The sequence below is a fragment of the Nocardiopsis sp. NPDC058789 genome (assembly GCF_042745575.1).
Classification (GTDB): domain Bacteria; phylum Actinomycetota; class Actinomycetes; order Streptosporangiales; family Streptosporangiaceae; genus Nocardiopsis; species Nocardiopsis eucommiae.
In genome coordinates, this window is sequence record NZ_JBHYOW010000010.1 from 259,374 (window position 1) to 284,057 (window position 24,684).

Below are 24,684 nucleotides of genomic sequence, written 5' to 3' on the forward strand. Positions count from 1 at the left end.
CCGGCGGCGACCCGCCCCCCGCGGGCGTCCCCCCCGGGCGCCCGCCCGGGGCCCCCCCCCCCCCCCCCCCCCCCCGGGGGGGGGCCCCCCCCCCCCCCCCCCCCCCCACCGTTCTCGTGTCCCGACCCGCTCACGCGCACGTCAAGCACAGGGTTAAGAGGGTGAGAATCGGGTGAGAGGGGACCCCGATTCCCCGTGAACCCGCCACCCGGTCGGCGTCCCGGTGGTGAGATGGCGGTGTTCCGGACTCGTGGCCGTCCGCCGCGTCCCCGGTTTCGATGCTTTGTGCCACAAACTCACTACACACAGTAGGCTTTGTTTCAACACGAAGAGCGACGTGGCGAACACCCTTCGCCATGGGCGCGGACGACCGACCCCCACTCCCGAAGGCCTCGCAGATGACGGAAACCCACGACGACGCCCCCGCCCAGCCCGCCAGCCGCTGGGAGACCGTCCAGCCCTGGCTCACCCTCGCCTGCCGGGTCGGCCTCGCCGCCGTCCTCATCACCGCGGCCGTCACCAAGTTCCCGCCCGCCCTCTCGGTCCAGGCGGTCGAGGCCTACGACCTCTTCCCAGCGGAGATCGCCCTGCTCATCGGGCACCTCCTGCCCCTGTTCGAGCTCGCCCTCGCCCTGCTCCTCCTCGTGGGCATGGCCACCCGGCAGGTCGGCGCCGTCAGCGCCCTCCTCATGGTCGTCTTCATCGCCGGGATCCTCTCCGCCATGGCCCGGGGCCTCAACATCGACTGCGGCTGCTTCGGCGGCGGCGGACAGGTCGACCCCGGCGAGACCACCTACGGGCTCTCCATCGCCCGCGACATCGCCTTCGCCGCCATGGGCGCCTTCATCGCGCTCTGGCCCCGGTCCCCCTTCGCCCTCGACCGCGTCCTCGGACTCTTCCGCTAGCTCCGGCAGACCCGGAGCCACGGCACTCCGACGCGACGGTCGAACCACCTCCAGAAAGCCAGAAACAGAGGAACACCATGGGGAGTGAAGCGCGCAAGCGCTCCCGCGAGAAGCTCAGGGAACAGCGGGAGAAGGAGAAGCGGGCCGCCAAACGCAACCGGACCCTCATCGTCGTCGGCGCCGCCGCGGCCGTGGTCCTGCTCGTCGTCGGGATCGGCTACGCCGTCCTCACCTCCGACAGCGGCGACGGCTACGACGGTCCGCTGGCCGCCCAGACCCTCCAGGACGACGGCAGCGTCGTGATGGCCGAACCGGACGCCGCCGGTCCCGTCGTCGAGGTCTACGCCGACTACCAGTGCCCCGCCTGCCGCCAGTTCGAGCACTTCGGCGGTGACGTCCTCAAGGAACAGGCCGCCGCGGGCGCCGCCATCGTCCACTACCGGCCGGTCAGCATCTTCGCCCAGCAGCCCGTCCCCATCAGCTCGAACTCACTGCGCGCCGGGGCCGCCGCCCGAGCCGCCGCCGACCACGGCGTCTTCGTCGAGTACAACGACACCCTCTTCGAGAACCAGCCCACCGAGGGCAAGGACGGCTTCGGCGTCGACGAGCTCCAGCAGTGGTTCCGCGACACCGGCGCCTCCGACGAGGACGCCCAGGCCTTCGACGACCGCGTCGACGGCGAGGCGGAGATCGTCAGGGAGTTCACCGAGGACTACCTCCCCGCCCTCACCGCCGACGCCACCGAGCAGATCGGCCAGGAGAACATCGGCACCATGGTCCTGTCCGACCTCATCAGCTGGGGAGAGAGCAACGGACACGACGCCTCCTTCCTGGAGGGCACCTACACGGGCGAGATCATCGACGCCACAGGGAAGGCCTACACTCGCTACAGCGGAGCCAACGAGTTCCGCGCCACGCCTTCCGTCTACATCAACGGCGAGTTGCTCGACGGCAACACCGCCATGAGTCCCAGGGGCCTGGCCGACGCGATCGCCGACGCGGGCGACGGCGAGGTCAGCACCGAGCCGAAGGATGCCGACGGCGGGGGTGACGCGGAGGAGAACCCCTGATCACCACCCCCGCACGCGGGGCGAACCCGAGAGCAGAGCAGTGACATTGTCGTCGACAGCTTCCGAGGGCGCGGCCGAGGTCGGCCGCGCCCTCGCGGCCATTCCCAGCCCCGAGGTCAACTCGATCCCCATCGGGCCGTTCCAGATCCACTTCTACGCCCTGTGCATCCTGGCCGGGGTCATCGTCGCGGTCTTCTGGAGCGAGCGCCGCTGGAAGGCGATGGGCGGCGAACCCGGCACCATCATGGACATGGCCGTGTGGGCCGTGATCCTGGGTCTGATCGGCGGTCGCCTCTACCACGTCATCAGTGACGCCCACCTGTACTTCGGGCCGGACCGGGAGGCCATCCGCGCCCTGTACGTGTGGGAGGGCGGCCTGGGCATCTGGGGCGCCATCCCGCTCGGCGCCGTCGGCGTGTGGCTGGTCGCCCGCAAGCGCGGGCTTTCCATGTCCAAGCTCTCCTTCGCGATCGCCCCCACCCTCCCCCTGGCCCAGGCCATCGGCCGCTGGGGCAACTACTTCAACCAGGAGCTCTTCGGGCGTCCCACCGACCTGCCCTGGGCCCTGGAGATCCACCCCACCCCCGAAGGCCACATGCGGGCGGGCATGGAGGTCGGCGTCACCACCTACCACCCGACCTTCCTCTACGAGTCCCTGTGGTGCCTGGTCCTCGCGGTCCTGCTGGCCTACCTCGGCCGCCGCTTCGAGGGCTCCCTCCAGGGCGGACGCCTCTTCGCGGTCTACGTCATGGGCTACTGCGTCGGCCGCTTCTGGATCGAGTACCTGCGCGTCGACCCCGCCAACGACTTCTTCGGTCTGCGCCTGAACAACTGGACCTCCATCGCGGTCTTCCTCGGCGCCCTCGCCTACTTCGTCTGGGCCGGTCGCCGCCTCGACTCCTTCTCCAGCGCCGTCGTCCCCCACGGACACGACGCCGGGACCCAGGTGTTCGGAGACACATCCTCCGACGAGAAGGCCGACGAAGGCACCGTGTACAGCGCGGTCGACGGCGACGACTCGGTGTTCGACCAGGCCACGGGCTCGTCCGAGGGCGCGGGGACGGAATACCACCCGAGCCCTGAGCGATCTAGTAGCGAGGGCTCGGCGGAGGACGGCGCCGACGGCGCGGAAGGCAACTCCGGGTCGAAGCCCGAGTAGAGCGCGGGACATTCCGAAAACCGGCGCACCGGCCCGTGGCCGTGCGCGCCGTACGACGAAGCCCGCACCAGTCGAGCAGACCACGGGTTGACGATTGAGAAAGACCGTGAGCAGAGCCGAGTCCGGTCACGGACGCAGACGTCGGCGCGGCGGATCCCGTCGCGCCGACAGCGCCCACACCGAAGAGCACGTCGACGACTACGGCCCCGAGGACGGGTACGAGGAGCAGTACGACCCGGAGGAGGACTTCTCCGCCGAGTACGGTCACACCCAGTCCCGCCCGGACGCCGAGTACGACGACCACCAGGACGACCCGGACACCGGGTACGAGGACGACCACGAGGACGAGGAGGTCTCGGAGCAGGAGGCCGGACGTTCCGCTGGCCGCAAGGGTCGCCGCAAGGACAAGAAGGGCGTGGGGCGCGTCTCCGCGTTCTCCGCGTCCGCGATCAAGAAGGTGTCGGTCCTGGGCGACCGGCCCAACCAGATCGTCTACACCCTCGCGGAGCAGAGCAAGCGCAAGCGCGGCACCGCCGTGCTCGGGGTGCTCCTGGGCGCCTTCAGCATCGCCCTGGTCGCACTCCTGGGCCTGCTGACCTACCAGCTCGTCACCGGGACCGGAGGCAACACCGACCGGGGCGAGGAGACCATCGTCGCGCCGCCCGAGGGGCACAGCACCATCACACCGGAGCTGTACCTGTTCGAGCCGGACCGCCCGGAGGTGTTCGGCGCCATCGAGAACCGTCCCGACGACGTCGAGCCCATGACCGACGAGTCCGTCTTCGGACCGGTCGACGAACTCGACATGGCCGGGATGAAGCTGGAACTCCAGGAGTCCGAGGTCACCGAGTCCTGCACCTCTTTGGTGTGGGGCGAGGAGCTCGGGCAGAGCCTCCTGGACGCCAACTGCCTCAACGCGGCCTCCGGGGTGTACACGGACTCCAAGGACGACTACGTCGCCCAGGTGACCCTGTTCGACCTGTCCGACAGCGCGGGAGCCGCCGACGTGGCCGCCGCCATGGACCCGACCAACGTCGAGACCGGGGCCGGCTTCCTGCTGTCCCGCGAGATCGACGGCGTGGAGGGTCTCCAGGAGGGGTACAGCCAGGCCACCACCCAGGTGATGGGCCACTACCTGGCCGTGTACTGGGTCGCGCGTACCGACGGTTCCCTGCCCGGGGACGACTCCGGGCTGGCGACCGCCAGCGTGGTCTCACAGAGCGCCTTCAGCTTCGTCTACGACGAGGTCGTCGCGCACAAGCCCGAGGACGAGGGGGAGGGCGAGTAGGAACGGGTCTGTCCGGCCCCGTCGGGCGCCCCGATAGGATCTCGGACAGATCGACCCGCCCGCCGGGGTGTGTTCCACCGATTTCTGGGAACACGACCCCGGGGTCGACACCAGGCGGGAGGCGTCCCCCCGCCGTTCCCGAGCGCAGCCGGGCCGGTCACGTCACGTGACCGGCCCGCATCCACGGAAAGGTCCTTTGGGTGTCCCCTTCTGAACCGTCGACGCCTGGCAGGCCGGGCCGCCGGAGGAAAGACAGCGAGCCAGCCGAACCCCCCGCCCGGGCGGACCAGAGCCGGTCCGAGAGCCGCGAGGGCGGACGCCGCAAGGGCGGTGGCCGACGCAAGAAGGAACCCCGCCGCTTCGGTGGGATGCTGACCGTCCTGGTCGGTGTGCTCGTCGTGGCGCTCATCGCCCTGGGCACGGTGCTGTTCCTCCAGTTCTCCGGGGACGGCGGCGAGGAGCAGGCCGCCCAGGAGACCCGCCCGGCCCTGTACAAGGTCCAGGACTCCCAGGACAGCAACATGAACGCGGTGCTGTCCTCCCGGGACAAGGACACCCGGCCGCTCAACGAGGGCGAGCTGTTCGAGCGCCACAACTCCGAGATCTCCGGGCAGAGCCTGGACTTCACCCTGCGGGACTCGGACCTGACCGAGGACTGCTCGGCGGCGGTCTGGGGCGATCAGATCCGGCAGGCGCTGACCGAGGCGGACTGCACGCAGGCGGGTCGCGCCACCTACCTGTCCGATGACGACGTCTTCGGTGTGGTCGCGGTGTTCAACCTGGCCGACATCGAGGGCAGCCGTGCCGTGGCCGAAGCCATGGAGCTGCCCGAGGCGGAGGAGGGCGAACAGCCGGTCGACCCCGGGTTCGTGCTCTCCCCGTCCGGCGAGTCCCCCCTCGACCGCCTCGGCGCCGGCTACAGCGCCGCCGACGCCATCATCACCGGCCACTACCTGGTGGTCGTCTGGGTCCAGCCCACCGACTCCGAGTCCGTCGATGAGCGGGTCAGCCTGGTCACCCCGCTGGTGACCCTGGCCAACTTCCGCAACCCGTTCTTCCGCCGGATCGGTGAGCTCGGCGGCGAGGAGACCGCGCCCGGCGCCGGTGAGGGCACCGGAACCGAGGACGGCGCCGGAGACGGAACCGGTGCGGGCACCGGGGACGGAACCGGAACGGGCGAGGGCGCCGTGGAGGGAACCGAACAGGAGCTGGTCGAGGACCCGCCCCCGGCCGACGGCACGGTCGAGACACCGACCCAGCCCGGCCAGTAGCGGCGACGACCCCTCCGACACGCGGGCGGGGCCCGGTGGGAACGACCTCCCACCGGGCCCCGCCCGTGTTCGTGGACCGGAGCGGCTCAGCCCTCGCCTTCGGACCGCCCCCGCTCCGCCCCCGCCTCGTCGACCCTGGCGACCAGGTCCGAGGCCACCGCCAGCAGCCCCGGGAACCGGTGCTCGGGCAGGTCCAGCAGGGTGTGACCCGCCACCCAGTCCGGGACCGCGGCCACCGCGTGCCGGGCGGTGCGCTTGTTGATCGGCAGTCCCCGCCGGGCCGCCGTCTCCACCAGTCCCGCGCGCAGCGTCGCCGTCAACGTCCCGTGGGACCTTCCCTGGACGTGGGCCAGCAGGCCGTCGGCGCCCGCGCCCGGCTCAGGGACCCGCGTGCAGCGGATCGCGGTGAGGTCGGCGGCCCCCACCCCCCGCAGGAACCGCACCCGGAACCCCGGCTCCACCAGGGCACGGAACCCCTTCTGACCCGCCTCGTCACGCACCCAGCGCGACGACGAGGGCACCAGCACGAAGGTGTCGTCGGCCGTGGAGGCCAACGCCACCCGGGGCGCCGACCGCTCCCAGCCGCCGGTGAGGTTGATCACCGCACGCGCCCCGACGGCGGTGGGGGAGTCCATCCACGTGGACAGTCGCACCCGGGTGCCCCCGGCCACCTCACGCGGCCAGTCGCCGACCAGCGCGGGAGATGCGGCCCCGGCCCCCGCGTCCGCGCCGTCATCCGCCGGGGCGGAGCCGGTCAGCTCCGCGACCCGCTCCAGCACGGCGGTGGCCCGTTCCGTGTCCAGGCCGCCGCGCGCCTCCTTGGCGTTGACCCCCTGGCTGTACACGCGAGAGGAGTCACCGCCGGGGGAGGGCAGAGTGCGCGCGAGCGGACGCAGCACGTACAGGTCGCTTGCCGCGCCGATGGACTCCGCCCCCAGGTAGCGGTTGAAGTCCGGCCACACGGCTTCCAAGAGCAGCCCCGAGCGCACCATACGCGCCTGGGTCGCGGCCGCCAGCTTGGGCGTGGTCTCGCTGGCGCCGTAGGCCACGAGCACCCGCCCCCGCCGGGGGTCGGCCAGGCCCTCCACCCCGCGCCGCACGAACAGGTCCACCCCGTCGGGCGTGTAGGGCGGATCGGTGAAGACGAGGTCGGCGCCCTCCCGCAGTGACGGGGGCAGTCCCAGCCGCAGGTCGGCGGTGTGGGTGCGCACCGGCAGCCCCAGCCGGTCGGCCACCGCGTCGATGTGGGCCAGCACCCGCTCGTCGAGGTCCACCACCAGTACCCGGGCGTCCGGACGCACCAGGGCCAGCGCGAGGGAGGTGAGGTCGTGGTCGCCCACGCACAGGAGCGTGCGCTGACGCAGGTCGAACCGGGTGGCCAGGAACAGGGCCCGGCGCAGCGCGGTCTCGGCGGTCGCGGACACGTGGTCCAGGTCCAGGTCGGAGGCGGGCCCCTCGGCCACCGCCCGGGCCAGCTCCTCGGCGGCCCGGGAGTGGGCGGGGAGCAGGTGCGCCACCGGGTCGGCCAGCGTCGGCCCGGCCGCGCCGGAGTAGGGGACGGGGCTCGACAGGCGGCGCCGGTCGCCTCCGGGCTCGCGCTCCAGCTCCCCCGCGCCCTCCAGCGCCCCGAAGAGGGACGCGACCACGGCGTGCGCCACACCGCTGGCGCGCACGAGGTCGTTGGCGGTCCACCACCGGCCGTCGGAGAGTAGCGCCAGGACCCTCCTGGGCCGCGCCGCGTCGGGCCCGTAATCGCGCAGGAAGTCCTCCGCGGCCTCGGGGAGGGGCGGGCGCTCGTCGCGCCGAGGGGCCGCGCGGGTCTCCGGGACCGGGCCGCCGGGTGCGGTGGTGGCCACGGGGGAGTCGGCTCCGGGATCGACCGGGCCAGGGGAAGTCGGGTGTCCTGCCATGCCGTGATCCTCCCACGTCGCGGACGCTCCGGCGGTGCCACGACCGGGACCGCGCGCCCCGGATGAGGGGGATGTCACTCCCCGGTGTGGTCCGTCCGCCCTTGGGGGCGGTGGCGCCCCCGGGGTAACGTGGGTAGGCGGTGGTCAGGGCCCTCCCGCGCTCGGTGAGGATCCGATCAACGGACGGCCTTTCCTCCCCTTTGGGAGGTTTAGCGGATTTCCCTCGTGGAACAACCTGCTGGGCCAGCTCTCATCGGACACCGGTCCGAGAGGGACCCGCGCCCCTCCACAGGGGGGTGGCACACGACGGGCCACGGCGCACCGCGGCGCCTTCTGGTCTAGACCTCCGATTCGCATCGGGGCCGGACCAGCCTGTATAAGAGAACCTGCCCGACACGGGACGCCCACCGACACCGGCGACACGAGGACGTGTACGCGACACGGTGACGACCGGGAGACCCACGGTCGGGACCCGCCCCCGGCGGACACAACAGCATCACGCACGCAGCAGGGCCAACGTCGTCCCGATGCGCTTTTCACGAAGCCGACGAGAGACGACTGGAGGGCAGATGCCCGCTGGAAACGTGCGGCGTTCGTCCGTCCGAACGAACGCAGAAGCCACACCCCAGGGCCTGTACGACCCCGCCTTCGAGCACGACGCCTGCGGAGTGGGCTTCGTGGCCGACCTCACCGGTCGCCAGAGCCACGACATCGTCAGCAAGGCCCTGACCGTCCTGCGCAACCTCGACCACCGGGGCGCCTCCGGGGCCGACCCGGACGACGGCGACGGCGCGGGCATCCTCACCCAGATCCCGCACGCCCTCTACACCGAGGTCTGCGACTTCCCCCTCCCCGCCGCGGGCGCCTACGCCACCGGCATCGGCTTCCTCCCGTCGGACGCCGCCGAGCGCGCGGCCGCCGTGGAGACCATCAACTCCATCGTCGCCGACGAGGGCCTCACCCTCCTCGGCTGGCGCGAGGTCCCCTTCGAGCCGCAGTACAGCGGTCCCGCCGCCCGCGAGGCCATGCCCTCCTTCGGGCAGCTCTTCCTCACCGGCACGCCGGGCACCGCCACCGAGGGCCTCACCGGCATCGACCTCGAACGCCACGCCTACTGCGTCCGCAAGCGCGCCGAGCACGAGGCCGACGTCTACTTCCCGAGCCTGTCCCCGCGCACCATCGCGTACAAGGGCATGCTCACCACCCCGCAGCTGGAGCCGTTCTTCCCGGACCTGTCCGACCGGCGCTACGAGTCCGGCCTGGCCCTGGTGCACTCCCGGTTCTCCACCAACACCTTCCCGTCCTGGCCGCTCGCCCACCCGTTCCGCTACGTGGCCCACAACGGCGAGATCAACACGGTCAAGGGCAACCGCAACATGATGCGGTCCCGCGAGGCCAAGCTCGCCACCGAGCTCATCCCCGGCGACCTCTCCCGCGTCTTCCCGATCGTGGACCCGGACGACTCCGACACCGCGTCCTTCGACGACGCCCTGGAGCTGCTCCACCTCGGCGGCCGCTCCCTGCCGCACGCGGTCCTCATGATGATCCCGGAGCCCTGGGAGAACCACACCGAGATGGACCCGGCCGTCCGGGCCTTCTACGAGTACCACTCCACCCTCATGGAGCCCTGGGACGGCCCCGCCTCGGTCTCCTTCACGGACGGCACCGTCGTCGGCTCCGTCCTGGACCGCAACGGCCTGCGTCCCGGCCGCTACTGGGTCACCGAGGACGGCCTCGTCGTCCTCGCCTCCGAGGCCGGTGTCCTCGACATCGACCCCGCCACCGTCGTGCGCAAGGGACGCCTCCAGCCCGGCCGCATCTTCGTCGTGGACACCGCCCAGGGGCGGATCATCGAGGACGAGGAGATCAAGGCCGAACTCGCCGCCGAACACCCCTACCAGGAGTGGATCGACTCCGGCGTCCTGCGCCTGGCCGACCTCCCCGCCGCCGACCCCACCCCGGTCACCGAACTCAACCTCGCCCAGCAGGTGTTCGGCTACACCGAGGAGGAACTGCGGATCATCCTCACCCCGATGGCCCGCACCGGCGCCGAACCCATCGGGTCCATGGGCACCGACACCCCGGTGGCCGCCCTGTCCGCGCGCCCGCGTCAGCTCTTCGACTACTTCTCGCAGAACTTCGCGCAGGTCACCAACCCGCCGCTGGACGCCATCCGCGAGGAGATGGTCACCAGCCTGTCCACGCTCCTCGGCGCCGAGGGCAACCTCCTCCAGGCGTCCCCGGGCGACACCCAGCGCCTCGTCCTGCCCACCCCGGTCGTGGACCAGGCCCAGCTCGCCGCCATCGTCGCCGCAGGGCGGGACAACCCGGCACTGCGCACCTTCACCGTCGACGGCACCTACCCCGTCGACGGCGGCGGCCGGTCCCTGTCCGCGCGGCTGGACGAGATCAACGCCGAGGTCTCCGAGGCCATCGACGGCGGCGCGCACATCCTCGTGCTCAGCGACCGCAGGGCCGACGCCGAACGCGCGCCCATCCCGTCGCTGCTGCTCACCGGCTCCGTCCACCACCACCTGGTCCGCGAGAAGACCCGCACCGAGGTCGGTCTCCTCGTCGAGGCCGCCGACGTCCGCGAGTGCCACCACGTGGCCCTCCTCGTCGGCTACGGCGCCTCCGCCGTCAACCCGTACCTGGCCCTGGAGACCGTCCGCGACCTCGTCGAGCGCGGCACCCTCGGCGGCGTCGAGGACGCCGACACCGCCGTCCGCAACACCGTGAAGGCGTTCGGCAAGGGCGTCCTCAAGGTCATGTCCAAGATCGGGGTGTCCACGGTCAGCTCCTACACCGGAGCCCAGATCTTCGAGGCGCTCGGCCTGGGCCAGGAGGTCATCGACCGCTGCTTCACCGGCACCACCTCCCGCCTGGGCGGCGTCGGCTTCGACGTCCTCGCCGAGGAGGTCGCGCTCCGCCACCGCCGCGCCCACACCGCCAACCCCAACGCCCACCGGCGCCTGGAGGTCGGCGGCGAGTACCAGTGGCGCCGCGAGGGCGAGCCCCACCTGTTCGACCCCGAGACCGTCTTCCGGCTCCAGCACTCCACGCGCAGCCGCAAGTACGACATCTTCAAGGAGTACACGAACAGGGTCGACGACCAGTCCGCCCGACTCATGACCCTCCGCGGCCTCTTCCGCCTCAAGGAGGGCGTGCGCGAACCCGTTCCCATCGACGAGGTCGAGCCCGTCTCGGAGATCGTCAAGCGCTTCTCCACCGGCGCCATGTCCTACGGCTCCATCTCCGCCGAGGCACACGAGACCCTCGCCATCGCGATGAACCGCCTCGGCGGCAAGTCCAACACCGGCGAGGGCGGCGAGGACCCGGCCCGCTTCACCCCCGACGCCAACGGGGACCTGCGCCGCAGCGCCATCAAGCAGGTCGCCTCCGGCCGCTTCGGCGTCACCTCGCACTACCTCAGCAACGCCGACGACATCCAGATCAAGATGGCCCAGGGAGCCAAGCCCGGCGAGGGCGGCCAGCTGCCCGGCCACAAGGTCTACCCGTGGGTGGCCAACACCCGCCACTCCACGCCCGGCGTCGGCCTCATCTCGCCGCCGCCGCACCACGACATCTACTCCATCGAGGACCTCGCCCAGCTCATCCACGACCTCAAGAACGCGAACCCGTCCGCGCGGGTCCACGTCAAGCTGGTCTCCGAGGCGGGCGTCGGCACCGTCGCCACCGGCGTGTCCAAGGCCCACGCCGACGTCGTCCTCATCTCCGGCCACGACGGAGGCACCGGCGCCTCGCCGCTGACCTCCCTCAAGCACGCGGGCACCCCCTGGGAGCTCGGCCTCGCCGAGACCCAGCAGACCCTGCTGCTCAACGGCCTGCGCGACCGCATCGTCGTGCAGGCCGACGGCCAGATGAAGACCGGACGCGACGTCGTCGTCGCCGCCCTGCTCGGCGCCGAGGAGTACGGTTTCGCCACCGCGCCCCTCGTCGTCTCCGGCTGCGTCATGATGCGCGTCTGCCACCTCGACACCTGCCCCGTGGGCGTGGCCACCCAGAACCCCGCCCTGCGCGAACGGTTCTCCGGCAAGGCCGAGTACGTCGTGAACTTCTTCGAGTTCATCGCCCAGGAGGTCCGCGAGTACCTGGCCCAGCTCGGCTTCCGCAGCCTCGACGAGGCCATCGGCTCCGTCGACCTGCTCGACACCGTCGAGGCCGTCGACCACTGGAAGGCCCAGGGCCTGGACCTGTCCCCGATCCTGCACGAGGTCGAGCCCATCGCCGGGGACCACCGGGCCCGGCGGCGCGCCCAGGACCACGGCCTGGAGAAGGCGCTCGACAACACCCTCATCCAGCTCAGCGAGGGAGCGCTCGACTTCGGCCAGCCGGTCCGCCTCGAACTGCCCGTGCGCAACGTCAACCGGACCGTGGGCACCATGCTCGGGCACGAGGTCACCAAGCGCTACGGCGCCGACGGCCTGCCCGACGGCACCATCGACGTGTCCTTCACCGGCTCCGCCGGACAGTCCTTCGGCGCCTTCGTGCCCCGGGGCGTCACCCTGCGGCTGTCCGGCGACGCCAACGACTACGTCGGCAAGGGCCTGTCCGGCGGCCGCGTCGTCGTCCGCCCCGCCGAGACCTCCACCCTCGCCGCCGAGGAACACATCATCGCCGGGAACGTCATCGGCTACGGCGCCACCTCAGGGGAGATCCTCCTCCGGGGCGTCGTCGGTGAACGCTTCTGCGTCCGCAACTCCGGCGCCGTCGCGGTCGTCGAGGGCATCGGTGACCACGGCTGCGAGTACATGACGGGCGGACGCGCGGTCATCCTCGGCCGCACCGGACGCAACTTCGCGGCGGGCATGTCCGGCGGCATCGCCTACGTGCTCGACCTCGACACCGACCGCGTCAACCCGGAGATGGTGGAGGTCGAGGACCTCACCGACGAGGACCGCGAGTTCCTCACCGGCGTCCTCACCCGCCACCACGCCGAGACCGGCTCCACCGTCGCCGAACGCCTCCTGGCCGAGGGCGCCCAGGGTCTCGACCGCGTCGCCAAGGTCATGCCGCGCGACTTCAAGCGGGTCCTGCTCGCCCAGGCCGAGGCCGAACGCGAGGGACGCGACGTCGACGAGGCCGTCATGGCCTCCGCACAGTCCTGAAGTCAGCACACGAGAGGAGGAGGAACCATGGCTGACCCCAAGGGTTTCCTGAAGATCACCGAGCGCGAGCTCCCCCAGCACCGCCCCGTCGACGTCCGCATCCAGGACTGGCGCGAGGTCCAGGAGGACCTCGACCGCGGCACCGTCACCAAGCAGGCCTCACGCTGCATGGACTGCGGCATCCCGTTCTGCCACAACGGGTGCCCCCTCGGGAACCTCATCCCCGAGTGGAACCACCTCGTGTACACGCACGACTGGGCCGAGGCCATCGAGCGGCTCCACGCCACCAACAACTTCCCCGAGTTCACCGGCCGCCTGTGCCCCGCGCCCTGCGAGTCCGCCTGCGTGCTCGGCATCAACCAGCCCGCCGTCACCATCAAGAACGTCGAGGTCTCCATCATCGACCGCGCGTGGGAGGAGGGCTGGGTCAGGCCCCTGCCCCCCACCCACCGCACCGGCCGCACCGTCGCCGTCGTCGGCTCCGGCCCCGCCGGGCTCGCCGCCGCACAGCAGCTCACCCGCGCCGGACACGACGTCACCGTCTACGAGCGCGCCGACCGCGTCGGCGGCCTGCTCCGCTACGGCATCCCCGAGTTCAAGATGGAGAAGCGGCACATCGACCGCCGCCTCGCCCAGATGAGCGCGGAGGGCACCACGTTCCGCACCGGAGTCAACGTGGGTGTCGACGTCACCGCCGACCAGCTCAGGGCCGACCACGACGCCGTCGTCCTCACCGGCGGCGCCACCCAGTGGCGCGACCTCCCCGCCACCGGCCGCGAACTCGACGGCATCCACCAGGCCATGGAGTACCTGCCCCTGGCCAACCGGGTGCAGGAGGGCGACCTCGACCGCGCCCCCATCCACGCCGAGGGCAAGCACGTCGTGGTCATCGGCGGCGGCGACACCGGTGCCGACTGCGTCGGTACCGCCCACCGGCAGGGGGCCGCCTCGGTCACCCAGCTGGAGATCATGCCCAAGCCGCCCACCACGCGCCCCGACCACCAGCCCTGGCCCACCATGCCGATGCTGTACAAGGTCACCAGCGCCCATGAGGAGGGCGGTCGGCGGATCTACTCCGTCAACACCCTGGAGTTCGTCGGGGACGCCGACGGCAGGGTCCGCGCCCTGAAGCTCGTCGAGGTCAAGCGCGGCCCCGACGGCTTCGCGCCGGTCGAGGGCACCGAGCGGGAGATCCCCGCCGACCTCGTCACCCTCGCTATGGGCTTCGTCGGCCCCGAGAAGGAGGGCCTCCTCGACCAGCTCGGCGTCGAACTCGACGGGCGCGGCAACGTCGTCCGCGACGCCGACTACCGGACCACCGTCGACGGCGTCTTCTGCGCCGGGGACATGGGCCGGGGCCAGTCGCTCATCGTCTGGGCCATCGCCGAGGGCCGCTCCGCGGCGGCCGGTGTGGACCGCCACCTCACCCAGGACACCGTCCTGCCGGTGGCCATCCCGCCCACCGAGCGCCCGCTCGTCTAGGAGACCCACCCGCCGGGCGCGGGGGCCTGTCCCCGCGCCCGGCACGCGGCCTACGATCGACCCATGGTGTACAGCGTCATCGGTGAGGGCGCCATGGTCCTGCACCTGCTCTTCCTCGCCTACGTCGCGCTCGGCGGCTTCGCGGCCTGGCGCTGGCCCCGCATGTTCTGGCCCCACCTGGCCTGCGCCGTGTACGGCCTGGGCGTCACCGTCATCGGCTGGCCGTGCCCGCTCACCCACCTGGAGGACTGGGGCCGCCGGAACGCCGGACAGTCCGGACTCCCGCCCGAGGGCTTCATCGCGCACTACCTCACCGGTGTCGTCTACCCCACCGAACACCTCCTCACGGCCCAGCTCCTCGTGGCCCTCACGGTCACCCTGTCCTGGGCCGGAGCCCTTTACCTCCACCTCCAACGCAAGCGCCCCGAGAACGCCGCGTAAAGATCGCGAATGGATCAGGGCCGGGCTGTTCTCCCCGTCCGGACACGGTCGTACCGTCGAATCATGACCGTTGTGACCTGGGACTCGTACCGCGCAGCAGAACACTTCACCATGCGCAGCGCCCGGCTCGTCGACCGGCACCGCTTCGCCTACCTCTTCCAGAGCGGACCAGCCGAACCCGTCCGCGCCACACTCTCCGCCTACCGCAACCTCGACGGCGGCTACGGCAACGGCCTCGACCCCGACCTGCGGGGCCACGCCAGCCAGCCCGTGGCCACCGAGATCGCCCTGCGCTACCTCGACGAACTCGGCCCGATCCCCGCCCAGATCGGTGTCGGCGTCTGCCGCTACCTCGCCACCATCAGCAACGACGACGGCGGGCTGCCGATCTCGCTCCCGAGCGCCCGCTACACCGAATCCGCGCCCTGGTACCGCCACAACGACGACTTCGGCAGCCGCCTCGACATCACCGCGATGATCACCGGGCTCCTCCACAAGAACAACGTCACCCACCCCTGGCGCGACCTCGCCACGGCCTACTGCTGGAAGCACATCGACACCCTCAAGTGGACCAACCCGCACGAGGCCATCGGGCTCTGCTGCTTCCTCCAACACGTCCCCGACCGCCCCCGAGCCATCGTCGCGATGAACCACCTCGCCCACATGATCCGCGCCGTCATCGACGTCCACCCCCGCGCCACCGGACACGTCCACACGCCGCTGGACCTCGCCTCGCACCCGGGCCACATCGCCCGGCCGCTCTTCACCGACCAGGAGATCGAACGCAACCTCCAGGCCTTCGAGGACCAGCAGCGCCCCGACGGGGGCTGGGACGCCTGCTGGGACGACTGGGACACCGTCGCCACCCTCGAACGCGAGGGCATGCGCACCATCCAGCGGCTCCGCATCCTGCGGGCCTACGGACACGTGCAGCCCGACCTGCCCCGACCCCGCCACGCCGTCTGAGCAACGCGCGGGGAAGCGCCGACCAGGGGAGGGGCGGCGGTCAGGAGGACCGGACCGCCGCCCGCGGAAGATCACGGGGTGGCCCGCGGCCGTCGAGGCCGCTCAGCCCAACGCCAGGAACGTCACCCCGGCCGCCTCCAGCGCCGCCCGGTCCACCTCGGAGTCCGAGCGCCCGGTCACCGCGCGCACCGCCACCAGCGAGGCACCGCCGGCACCCGCCCCGTCCGGCAGCACCCTCGCCAGCTCCCCCGGCTCCACCGACCCGAACAGCACCGCGCGTACGACGTCCAACGCGGCCCCCGCCGTCCACGGCTCCCGGCCCAGCGCGTCCGCCAGGTCCACCCCGTGCAGCACCAGTTCCACCACGCGGGTCACCAGGTAGTCCGTCACCAGCATCGGGTCCCCGTGCCGCGTCACGATCCGCCGCCCCTCCGGCTCACCCGGCAGACGCACCGCCAACGCCTCCCAGGACCCGCGCAACACCCGGCCCGGCTCCGCCGCGTCCGAGCGTCGAGCCGCCCGCTCCAGCGCGCCCTCGACCCGTGCCCTGTTCACCGCCGGAGAGAACCGCACCTCCGGGACGTAGTACCCAGCAGCCGACACCAGCGGGGCCGACACACCCGGTTCCTCCCCGTCCAGCGCCACCGCCACCTGGCGCAACGAACCCACCGTGTGCACCGACAGCGCGGCCACGTCCCACGGGGCACACCGTGTGGGCAACACCACCTCGGACTCCGAGAGACCCAGGAGAACCTCCTCCAGAGCCGCGACCTCCGCACCCAGAGCGGACACCACCACAGCACGATCGAACACCGAAAACCCCTTCACCGGACGCCGGACGCGGCCACACGGCCACGACACGCATTCCACACCCGTCACTCAGGGTCACCACGTTCGCCCCAGCTCCACCTCAGATACGTGCATTCGCAACCTGGTTTAGACCACTCCATCCCCCAGACGCTCTAAAGTGATAGACGTGACACGTCGAGCAAAAATCGTTGCGACCCTTGGCCCCGCCACCTCGAGCCCGGAGACCCTCCGGCGCCTCGTCGACGCGGGCCTCGACGTCGCCCGTCTGAACCTCAGCCACGGAACCCACGACGACCACCGCGCGAGCCTCGCCAACCTCAGGCAGGCCGCGGCGGACGCCAACCGAGCGGTGGGGGTCCTCGCGGACCTCCAGGGACCCAAGATCCGTGTGGGTACCTTCCCCGACGGACCCGTCGACCTCGCCGCAGGCGACGAGTTCACCATCACCATCGAGGACGTGCCCGGCGACCGCCAGCGCGTCTCCACCACCTACAAGGGGCTCCCCGGAGACGTCCGCCCCGGCGACCGCGTCCTCATCGACGACGGCCGCGTCGTGCTGGAGTGCACCAAGACCACCAGCACCGACATCCAGACCCGCGTCATCTTCGGCGGCACCGTCTCCAACCACAAGGGACTCAACCTCCCCGGAGTCGCCGTCAGCGTGCCCGCCCTCACCGACAAGGACGAGGCCGACCTGCGCTGGGCCCTCGCCCAGGGCGTCGACATGGTGGCCCTCTCCTTCGTCCGCAGCCCCGCGGACGCCGAGGAGTGCCACCGCATCATGGACGAGGAGGGCGTCACCGTCCCCCTCATCGCCAAGATCGAGAAGCCCCAGGCCGTCGAGCGCCTCCAGGACATCATCGAGGTCTTCGACGGCGTCATGGTCGCCCGCGGCGACCTCGGCGTCGAACTGCCCCTGGAGAACGTCCCGATGGTGCAGAAGCGCGCCATCGAACGCTGCCGCGACAAGGCCAAGCCGGTCATCGTCGCCACGCAGATGCTCGAATCCATGATCAGCGCGCCCCGCCCCACCCGGGCCGAGGCCTCCGACGTCGCCAACGCCGTCCTCGACGGCGCCGACGCCGTCATGCTCTCCGGCGAGACCAGTGTCGGTCAGTACCCCATCGAGACCGTCGAGACCATGGCACGCATCGTCAGCGCCGCCGAGCAGGAGTCCCTGCGCGCCTCGCACATCCTCAACCGGGTGCCGGAGACCACCGGCGGGGCCATCGCCCGCGCCGCCGCCGAGATCGGCGCCACCGTCGGAGCCAAGGCCCTGGTCGCCTTCACCATGTCCGGTGAGACCGCCCGGCGCCTGGCCCGCTACCGCTCACCCATCCCGCTCATGGCCTTCACCACCGAGGCCGAGACCCGGGGCACGCTCTCCCTGACCTGGGGCACCGAGTGCAACCTGGTCCCGTGGGTCGACAACACCGACGACATGGTCCGCCAGGTCGAGACCGAACTCCTCCAGATCGGTGACTACCACAAGGGCGACAAGGTGGTCATCGTCGCCGGGAGCCCGCCCGGAACCACCGGTTCCACCAACTCCCTGCGTGTCCACCGACTCGGCGACGCCGTCGCCCTCGGTGCCAGCTGACCAGCTGACGAGTGAACGGGCGCCCCGAACGGGCGCCACCTGACGGGCCGCATCAGGTCCGGCCCGGGGGAAGGCGTACTGAGCCGCGCCGACCTCTCCGGGCCGACCGGTGCGGCCGATGTCGTGTCGGGTGACCGCGGGGGAGGGGGAGTACGGAACCCACCCACTACTCCTGGTGGGAGGAGACCCCGCCCTCGAACGTCACCCGGTCCAACGGCATGTCCCACGGCAACAGGTTCCACGGACTCCGCGGGTCCTCGTCCAACAGGCCCAGCGCCACCCACACGCGGTCGGAGTCCGGCCGGTCGGACTCCGCCGGGTCCCCGTCCACGCCCTTGTCCGGCCAGAGCAGGTACCCGGCGTGGAAGGCCGTCGACAACTGACCCCACGACGAGTACCGGCGCTGGAGATCGGAGGCCACCCGCCGCAGCAGCGTCTGCGTCTCCACCGGGCTCAGCCAGTCCAGGGTCGCCCCACCGCACACCAGCCGGATGACGTGCACCGACTTCCACCACTGGTAGGCGCCGATGATCACCGTCTCGTCGCCCTCGGCCACTCCCGTGACCGCGCGCAACCGGGCCACCTGCTCCGGGGACAGCTCCACCGTCTCGCCGGTGTCCAGACCGCCCTGGTCCAGGGGCAGCCGCGACCGGGCCGTGCCCGAGCGCAGATCGACCGCCAGGTCCAGGCTCGGCCCCTGGTGCAGACCGGCGAGCAGGGTGTCCACGGCGGCCAGCAGCGACTCACGGTCCACCACCGACCACTGGCGCTCCAGCATCCGCCGGTAACGGCGCCGCAGGCTCGGCCGCGCCACCACGTCCCAGGGCTCGGCCAGTGCCACCCGGAAGGGGGCCGCGGCGGCGGCCGCCCACCGCTCGGTGCTCAGCGGGGCGTCGGGGGACTTGGTGCGGATCGCGGGCGACTCACGCGAGCCCACCACCAGTTCGGCGAAGGAACCCGCCGCCAGGGCCACCAGGGGCAGGAACGACCAGCCGGGAAGGTCCACCGCGACGAGCAGGACCGCCAGCAGCGCCACCGGGGTCCACAACCACGGCTGCCGACGCCGGGACCCCCAGGCCACCACGACCCAGGCCCCGATCACCAGCGCGCCGATCACCCCGGCCACCGCGGTCAACAACCCTCGCCCCTCTCTCGTCGCGAGCCCGATCCGACAGGGCTTTCCGCCCTCAAGGATCAGGGACGCGACGGCTTCCAGGCGACCGAACCCACGGGTTGTGCTCAGGTTGTGGCCGTGATGTGACCGGTTCGGCCAGCTTGTAGCTACATAAAATGACAAAAGACCTATTTGGGGTCGAATGGGTCGGGTAGTTACAGAGGTTCTGGCCCGACTGTCCCGACCTGGCCAGAACCCCCGTCACACGCGCCGAAAACCCCTAACCCAGGGCCTCCACGACCACCTCGGTCGCGCCCGCGATCAGCGCGTCGTCGTGCTCGGCGTCCTCCACTCCCACGGTCGACATCACCGCCAGCACGATCGGGTCCCCCTCCTCCGGCCACAGCACCGCGATGTCGTTGCGCGTCCCGTAGCCGCCGTTCCCCGTCTTGTCACCCACGACCCAACCCTCCGGCACGCCGGCGCGGATCAGGGCGTCACCCGTCGTGTTCCGCTCCAGCATGTCCACCAGGACCTCTCGGCGGTCCTCCGGCAACACATCCCCCAGGGTGAAGGCCTCCAGGCTCGATGCCATCGCCGCCGGAGTGCTCGTGTCCCGTACCTCGCCCGGAACCGCCTCGCTCATCTCCACCTCATAGCGCTCCAGCACCGTCACGTCGTCGCCCGTCAGCTCGCCCAGTGACTCCGTGAACCCTGCCGGACCTCCGATCTCGTCCAACAGCAGGTTCGCCGCCGCGTTGTCACTGAACCGCACCGTCGCGTCGCACAGCTCCAACAGCGACATCCCCGACTCCAGGTTCTCCTCCACCACCGGCGAGTGCGGCTGGAGCACGCTCTCGTCGAAGGTCACCACCCGCTCCATCTCCTCCAGCGAGTGCTCCGACAGCACCACCCCCGCCAGCAGCGCCTTGAACGTCGAGGCGAACGCGAACCGCTCGTCCTCCTGGAACGCCACCTCCTCGCCCGACCCCGTGTCCAGCGCGTACACACCCAACGTGGACCCGTACTCCTGCTCCAGGGCCTCGAACTCCGCCGCGTAGTCCACCGACACCGAGGCCGACTCCGCCGGCGTACCCGCGTCCCCCTCGCCGTCGGCCGCGCCGCACCCCACCACGGGCACCAACGCCACCGACGCAACGAGACCGCGCCACCACACACCGCGCACAGCAAAGCTCACGAAAGCCCCCAAGAAGACAGAAAACGGAAGAAGAGCGAGCCAGAACCGGCCCGCTCCCGCAGTCTCACCAACCGCCACCCATGCTGTCCAAGACACAAACAGCCACACCCATGCGATTTCGACATAGCCTCAGACCATGGACCTCGTCGGAGCCTGCACCGCCTTCATCCACGTCAGCGACCGAGGCAGCTTCACCCTCGGCGCCGCCGCCGCGCGCATCCCCCAACCCGTCGCCAGCCGCCGCATCGCCGCCCTCGAACACCACCTCGGAGCCGCCCTCTTCGACCGCACCACACGACGCGCCACCCTCACCCAGTTCGGCCACACCGTCCTGCCCACCGCACGACGCCTCGTCGACCTCGCCCACACCCTCGAACACGACGCCGCCCAGGCCCGCCGCACACCCCTGCGCCTCGCCGTCCCCACCACCTGCACCACCCACGACCTCGCCCACCTCACCGCCCAGGCCCGCAACCACGACCTCCACCTCGACCCCCACCCCGCGCCACCCGCCCAACGCGAGGAACTCCTCCACACCCGCCAGGTCCGCACCGCCCTCACCGCCGTCCCCTCCGACCGCGCGCACTGGACCGTCCCCCTCGGCCTCGCCACCCACCACCCTCCCGACGCCAACACCCACTACCTCGAAACCCTCCGCCCGCACCGCGACGACACCACCCCGCCCCGCCGCCTCTGGATCCAGCCCGAGGACGACACCCCCCACATCCGCGACCCGCTCACCCACACAGGCGACACCATCGGACTCCAACCCACCCAGATCGCCCGCGCCACCACCCTCACCACCGCCACCGCCGAAGTCCTCACCACCCACGACCTCCTCCTGTGCTCACCCCGCCAGGCCGACGACCTCAACCTCCACTGGCGCCCCATCGGAGAGATCCAACCCACCCGCACCTACACCGCCACAGGAGAACAGTCCGAGACACTCCGCACCCACCTGCACCCACACATCGCCCAGTGCCTCGGAGCCACGCCGTGATCACCCAACGACTCCAGACCGAACTCGAACAGGCCGGACTCCAGGCCTCCCTCCTCGTCCGCGACCTCAACACCGGCCACGAGATCGGCATCGAACCCGACACCGAGTACGCCACCGCCTCCCTCGTCAAGATCCCCCTCGCCCTCGCCACCCTCGAACGCCTCCAGCGGGGCGAACTCGACGGCACCACCCCGGTACGGATCGCACCCGGCGGCCCCACCACCGGACCCATCGGCCTCGGCCGCTTCCGGCACCCCGCCACCGTCGCGGTCGACGACCTCCTCTACCTCGCCATGTGCCTCAGCGACAACGTCGCCGCCGACACCCTCTTCGACCTCACCCCGCCCGCACGGACCACCGACATCCTCCGCGCCCACGGCATCCACGGCATCACCGTCCGCCACCGCGTCCGCGACCTCAACGAGACCCCGGCCGAACGCCTGGCCCCCGACGAGACCCACCTCGCCCACACCCTCGCCATCCAGGCGGCCAGCGCCGGACGCGGACACCGCATCCCCCAACTCGACGTCACCCGCGCCAACTCCGGCTCCGCACGCGCCCACGTCGACCTCCTCCAGGCGCTGTGGAAACCCACCACCATCCACCCCGACACCGCCGCCCGCCTGCGCTCCCTCATGGCCGACAACGTCATCCGCCACCGCCTCGCCCCCGAGTTCGGCACCGACGCCAGCACCTGGTCCTCCAAGACCGGCAGCGTCCTCAACCACCGCCACGAGGTCGGCGTCGTCGAACACAGGGGCGGCGAGGCCTACGCCATCGCCGCCCTCACCGCCTCCTCCGTCCCCGCCCGCCACCAACCCGCCGCCGAAGCCCTCATCGGACGCGCCGCCCGCACCCTCCGCGACCACCTCCGCGCCACCTGACCAGACCCGAAACTGACGTGCCGTAGAAACTCAACAGACCAGGTCAGACGTAGCGTTGAGGCATGCTCACTCAGATCGCCATCCACGCCGTGACCGTGCTCGACCAGGACGAGGCCCTCGACTTCTACGTCGGCAAACTCGGGTTCGAGGTCGGCGACGACGTCGACATGGGATTCATGCGGTGGCTCACCATCACCCTGCCCGCCGACCCGGACCGGCACATCCTCCTGGAGGTGCCCTCGGAGGACGAGGACGGCGCCCGGGTCCGCGAACTCCTCACCAAGGGCGCCCTCGGCGTCGCCGCCATCATCAACACCGACGACTGCCGGGCCACCTACGACACCCTGCGCTCGCGCGGAGTCACGTTCACCGAGGAACCGACCCAGCAGCCCTACGGCATCGACTGCGCCCTGCGCGACCCCTTCGGCAACCACCTCCGCATCACCGAGCCCACACCGATGCAGGAGATCACCGAGGAGGACCTCAGGCGCTGGCGGGGCGAGGAGTAGGTCCGCGCCTACCGGGCGCGGTGATCTCAGTACTTGGGCCCGACGAACGCGTCCATCCGCGCCACCGCGTCCCGCTGTGACACCGACACCACGTGCTTGTCCCGGCGGCTTCCGTTGCCCTTGATGGTGTGGACCCTCCAGGGGACGCCCAGCAGGTCCAGGGCGTCGGTGAACAGCGCGGTGATGTCGGCGGAGACATTGGTGAAGTGGTAGCGCGGGTACTCGTAGTGCTTCACTCCGCCGTCGGGCAGGGACCTTCTGATTCGGTTGAGCACGCGGCTGCCGTCGGAGTGGACCAGCCCCCGGACGAACTGCTCGGGGTGCTCCTCGACGATGTCCCGCTGCCAGGGCTCCAGGGCGATGGTGCGGTCGTGCTTCCTGCCCGGCCCGTGCTGAGGGAACAGGCACGGCCAGTGCTTCCAGTTGCTGTGCACTTCCGTGCAGCCCGTGGAGGGGACACGGGAGACCTTGTGGTCGGGGCGGATGGCGGCCATGCTCCCGGCGCAGAGTTCGATCAGACCGGGCCAGGCGTCGGAGCACATCACCCGGAGCCGCCAGACTCCCTTGGTGTGATCTCCCGCCGGGGTGAGGCACCCGTCCCCGAGGTAGAGGCCCAGCAGATAGCCGTAGGCGTCCCGGCGCCCTGGCGGGGCGGGGATCGGCTCGCACCGTGGGCAGTGGTCCGTGTCGGCGTACCTGTCCACGAGAGAACGGTCGCGTGTCCACGCCCGAAGTGTGGAACGGTTGATCCCCATCCGACGGCTGACCTCCGCGTGGGAGATCCCGGAGTCGACGAGGGAGACGGCATCGCGCCTGACATGTGGTGAGTACATAGCGTGCATGATTGCTCACGCATCTGACATTTCTGGGAGAGGCCCCCTGAACAGCAAAAAGGCCACCCGTGAAGGTGGCTGTGGTGCCCCGGGTGGGATTCGAACCCACACTGGATGGTGTTTGAGACCATGGCCTCTGCCGGTTGGGCTACCGGGGCGAGACTGATGTGTCAAGTCATTCTCTGTATTTCCTTTTGCTGTTGCTCCGGCGTCGCTCGGTCAACGGTGGAGTCACGATTGACGCGGATTGCCGGGGCCAACGGTCAGCATACTAGCGGATCTCGGTAACCTCGTGTACGTGACGAGGACGCAGAGCCGTGTGGTGATCGCGGAAGACGAGGCCCTGATTCGCCTGGATCTCAAGGAGATGCTCGAAGAGGACGGTTACGCCGTCGTCGGGGAGGCGGGCGATGGTGAGGCCGCCATCCGGCTTGCCCAGGAGCTCAAACCCGACCTGGTGATCACCGACATCAAGATGCCGGTGCTCGACGGCCTCTCGGCCGCCGAGCGCATCGCCGGGGAGCGCATCGCCCCGGTCGTGATCCTGACCGCCTTCTCCCAGCGGGAGCTGGTGGAGCGGGCCCGCGAGGCCGGGGCCATGGCCTACCTGGTCAAGCCGTTCAGCAAGTCGGACCTGGTTCCGGCGATCGAGATGGCCACCTCGCGCTACGCCGAGCTGGCCGCGCTGGAAGCCGAGGTCGGCAGTCTCCAGGATCGTCTGGAGACCCGCAAACTCGTGGAGCAGGCGAAGGGCCTGCTCCAGACCCGCCACGGGATGAGCGAACCCGAGGCGTTCCGATGGATCCAGAAGAACTCCATGGACCGTCGGCTGACCATGCGCAAGGTCGCCGAGACGGTCGTCGAGACGCTCGGGGGACAGGCCTCCTAACGGACCGACCCCCGCCGCGCTGAACCGGGGCCGCACCCGATCGGGTGCGGCCCCTTCCCGTGCCCAGGGGGCCGTTGGTCCCGGGAAAGCCTACAGATCGGCAGGTTGCGGCTCCGGAACGTGGACATGTGTCCAGCGTCAACGCGTATCCCGCACCAGTTTGATCACGCTTGCGCACAATGGGGTGACGGTTGGGTCACGTGGCTTAAGCGGCACTGAATGACCG

19 protein-coding genes and 1 tRNA gene are annotated in these 24,684 nt (G+C 71.0%); 14 read left to right on the forward strand and 6 right to left on the reverse strand.

Annotated elements, in window-relative coordinates; translation table 11 throughout:
* Window positions 1-398 precede the first annotated feature (398 nt).
* The 5 genes from ACFW3L_RS17330 (at window position 399) to ACFW3L_RS17350 (ending at window position 5,693) form a co-directional block, all read left to right on the forward strand.
* On the forward strand, window positions 399-905 hold the full coding sequence (locus ACFW3L_RS17330; RefSeq protein WP_378741507.1) for a MauE/DoxX family redox-associated membrane protein: 507 nt from the start codon (window positions 399-401) through the stop codon (window positions 903-905).
* Window positions 906-982: 77 nt separating this feature from the next.
* On the forward strand, window positions 983-1,975 hold the full coding sequence (locus tag ACFW3L_RS17335; protein ID WP_378741509.1) for a DsbA family protein: 993 nt from the start codon (window positions 983-985) through the stop codon (window positions 1,973-1,975).
* 46 nt (window positions 1,976-2,021) lie between these two features.
* Window positions 2,022-3,134, forward strand: coding sequence for a prolipoprotein diacylglyceryl transferase (gene lgt / locus ACFW3L_RS17340; RefSeq protein WP_378741511.1), 1,113 nt, complete (start codon window positions 2,022-2,024; stop codon window positions 3,132-3,134).
* A 106-nt stretch (window positions 3,135-3,240) separates the two neighbouring features.
* Window positions 3,241-4,422 (forward strand): hypothetical protein, encoded by a 1,182-nt coding sequence (locus ACFW3L_RS17345; protein ID WP_378741513.1) that lies wholly within the window; start codon window positions 3,241-3,243, stop codon window positions 4,420-4,422.
* Between the two features lie 368 nt (window positions 4,423-4,790).
* A complete protein-coding gene (locus tag ACFW3L_RS17350; RefSeq protein ID WP_378741592.1) occupies window positions 4,791-5,693 on the forward strand; it encodes a hypothetical protein in 903 nt (300 codons plus the stop codon).
* 86 nt (window positions 5,694-5,779) lie between these two features.
* Here the strand turns inward: ACFW3L_RS17350 and ACFW3L_RS17355 are convergent, their stop codons facing one another.
* Window positions 5,780-7,603 carry a bis-aminopropyl spermidine synthase family protein gene (locus ACFW3L_RS17355; protein WP_378741515.1) on the reverse strand — a complete coding sequence of 608 codons (1,824 nt, stop codon included), beginning with the start codon at window positions 7,601-7,603 and terminating at the stop codon, window positions 5,780-5,782.
* Between the two features lie 569 nt (window positions 7,604-8,172).
* Here ACFW3L_RS17355 and gltB point away from each other — a divergent pair.
* The 4 genes from gltB (at window position 8,173) to ACFW3L_RS17375 (ending at window position 15,621) form a co-directional block, all read left to right on the forward strand.
* Window positions 8,173-12,732 (forward strand): glutamate synthase large subunit, encoded by a 4,560-nt coding sequence (gene gltB, locus ACFW3L_RS17360; protein WP_378741517.1) that lies wholly within the window; start codon window positions 8,173-8,175, stop codon window positions 12,730-12,732.
* Between the two features lie 27 nt (window positions 12,733-12,759).
* Window positions 12,760-14,214, forward strand: coding sequence for a glutamate synthase subunit beta (locus tag ACFW3L_RS17365; protein ID WP_378741519.1), 1,455 nt, complete (start codon window positions 12,760-12,762; stop codon window positions 14,212-14,214).
* Between the two features lie 63 nt (window positions 14,215-14,277).
* A complete protein-coding gene (locus tag ACFW3L_RS17370; protein WP_378741521.1) occupies window positions 14,278-14,655 on the forward strand; it encodes a DUF2784 domain-containing protein in 378 nt (125 codons plus the stop codon).
* A gap of 72 nt (window positions 14,656-14,727) precedes the next feature.
* Complete coding sequence (locus ACFW3L_RS17375; protein ID WP_378741594.1) at window positions 14,728-15,621, forward strand: prenyltransferase; 894 nt, start codon at window positions 14,728-14,730, stop codon at window positions 15,619-15,621.
* A 102-nt stretch (window positions 15,622-15,723) separates the two neighbouring features.
* Here the strand turns inward: ACFW3L_RS17375 and ACFW3L_RS17380 are convergent, their stop codons facing one another.
* On the reverse strand, window positions 15,724-16,434 hold the full coding sequence (locus tag ACFW3L_RS17380) for a maleylpyruvate isomerase N-terminal domain-containing protein (protein ID WP_378741524.1): 711 nt from the start codon (window positions 16,432-16,434) through the stop codon (window positions 15,724-15,726).
* Window positions 16,435-16,597: 163 nt separating this feature from the next.
* Between ACFW3L_RS17380 and pyk the strand changes: the two genes are divergently transcribed.
* Window positions 16,598-18,031 carry a pyruvate kinase gene (gene pyk, locus ACFW3L_RS17385; protein ID WP_378741527.1) on the forward strand — a complete coding sequence of 478 codons (1,434 nt, stop codon included), beginning with the start codon at window positions 16,598-16,600 and terminating at the stop codon, window positions 18,029-18,031.
* Window positions 18,032-18,197: 166 nt separating this feature from the next.
* Here the strand turns inward: pyk and ACFW3L_RS17390 are convergent, their stop codons facing one another.
* Entirely contained in the window at window positions 18,198-19,169 is a 972-nt protein-coding gene (locus tag ACFW3L_RS17390; RefSeq protein WP_378741529.1) for a DUF1266 domain-containing protein, read from the reverse strand.
* Window positions 19,170-19,425: 256 nt separating this feature from the next.
* The gene (gene bla, locus ACFW3L_RS17395; RefSeq protein WP_378741531.1) at window positions 19,426-20,343 is read right to left on the reverse strand and encodes a class A beta-lactamase; all 918 of its coding nucleotides are present in this window, start codon (window positions 20,341-20,343) and stop codon (window positions 19,426-19,428) included.
* A gap of 136 nt (window positions 20,344-20,479) precedes the next feature.
* Here bla and ACFW3L_RS17400 point away from each other — a divergent pair, with 136 nt between their 5' ends.
* From ACFW3L_RS17400 to ACFW3L_RS17410, 3 genes are all read left to right on the forward strand, one after another.
* Window positions 20,480-21,343, forward strand: a complete 864-nt coding sequence (locus tag ACFW3L_RS17400; RefSeq protein ID WP_378741533.1) for a LysR family transcriptional regulator — start codon at window positions 20,480-20,482, stop codon at window positions 21,341-21,343.
* Window positions 21,340-22,227 carry a serine hydrolase gene (locus ACFW3L_RS17405; protein ID WP_378741535.1) on the forward strand — a complete coding sequence of 296 codons (888 nt, stop codon included), beginning with the start codon at window positions 21,340-21,342 and terminating at the stop codon, window positions 22,225-22,227. The genes ACFW3L_RS17400 and ACFW3L_RS17405 overlap by 4 nt, the downstream gene beginning before the upstream one ends.
* Before the next feature lie 62 nt (window positions 22,228-22,289).
* The gene (locus tag ACFW3L_RS17410; RefSeq protein ID WP_378741537.1) at window positions 22,290-22,736 is read left to right on the forward strand and encodes a VOC family protein; all 447 of its coding nucleotides are present in this window, start codon (window positions 22,290-22,292) and stop codon (window positions 22,734-22,736) included.
* A gap of 26 nt (window positions 22,737-22,762) precedes the next feature.
* Here ACFW3L_RS17410 and ACFW3L_RS17415 read toward each other — a convergent pair whose 3' ends face one another.
* Together ACFW3L_RS17415 and ACFW3L_RS17420 are read right to left on the reverse strand one after the other, a co-directional pair.
* Window positions 22,763-23,578: a transposase gene (locus tag ACFW3L_RS17415; RefSeq protein WP_378741539.1), complete on the reverse strand. Its 816-nt coding sequence runs from the start codon at window positions 23,576-23,578 to the stop codon at window positions 22,763-22,765.
* 72 nt (window positions 23,579-23,650) lie between these two features.
* Window positions 23,651-23,727, reverse strand: a tRNA-Leu gene (locus ACFW3L_RS17420).
* A 161-nt stretch (window positions 23,728-23,888) separates the two neighbouring features.
* On the opposite strand from ACFW3L_RS17420, the gene ACFW3L_RS17425 reads away from it, so the two are divergent.
* Window positions 23,889-24,458, forward strand: coding sequence for an ANTAR domain-containing response regulator (locus ACFW3L_RS17425; protein WP_378741596.1), 570 nt, complete (start codon window positions 23,889-23,891; stop codon window positions 24,456-24,458).
* The last annotated feature ends 226 nt before the right edge of the window (window positions 24,459-24,684 follow it).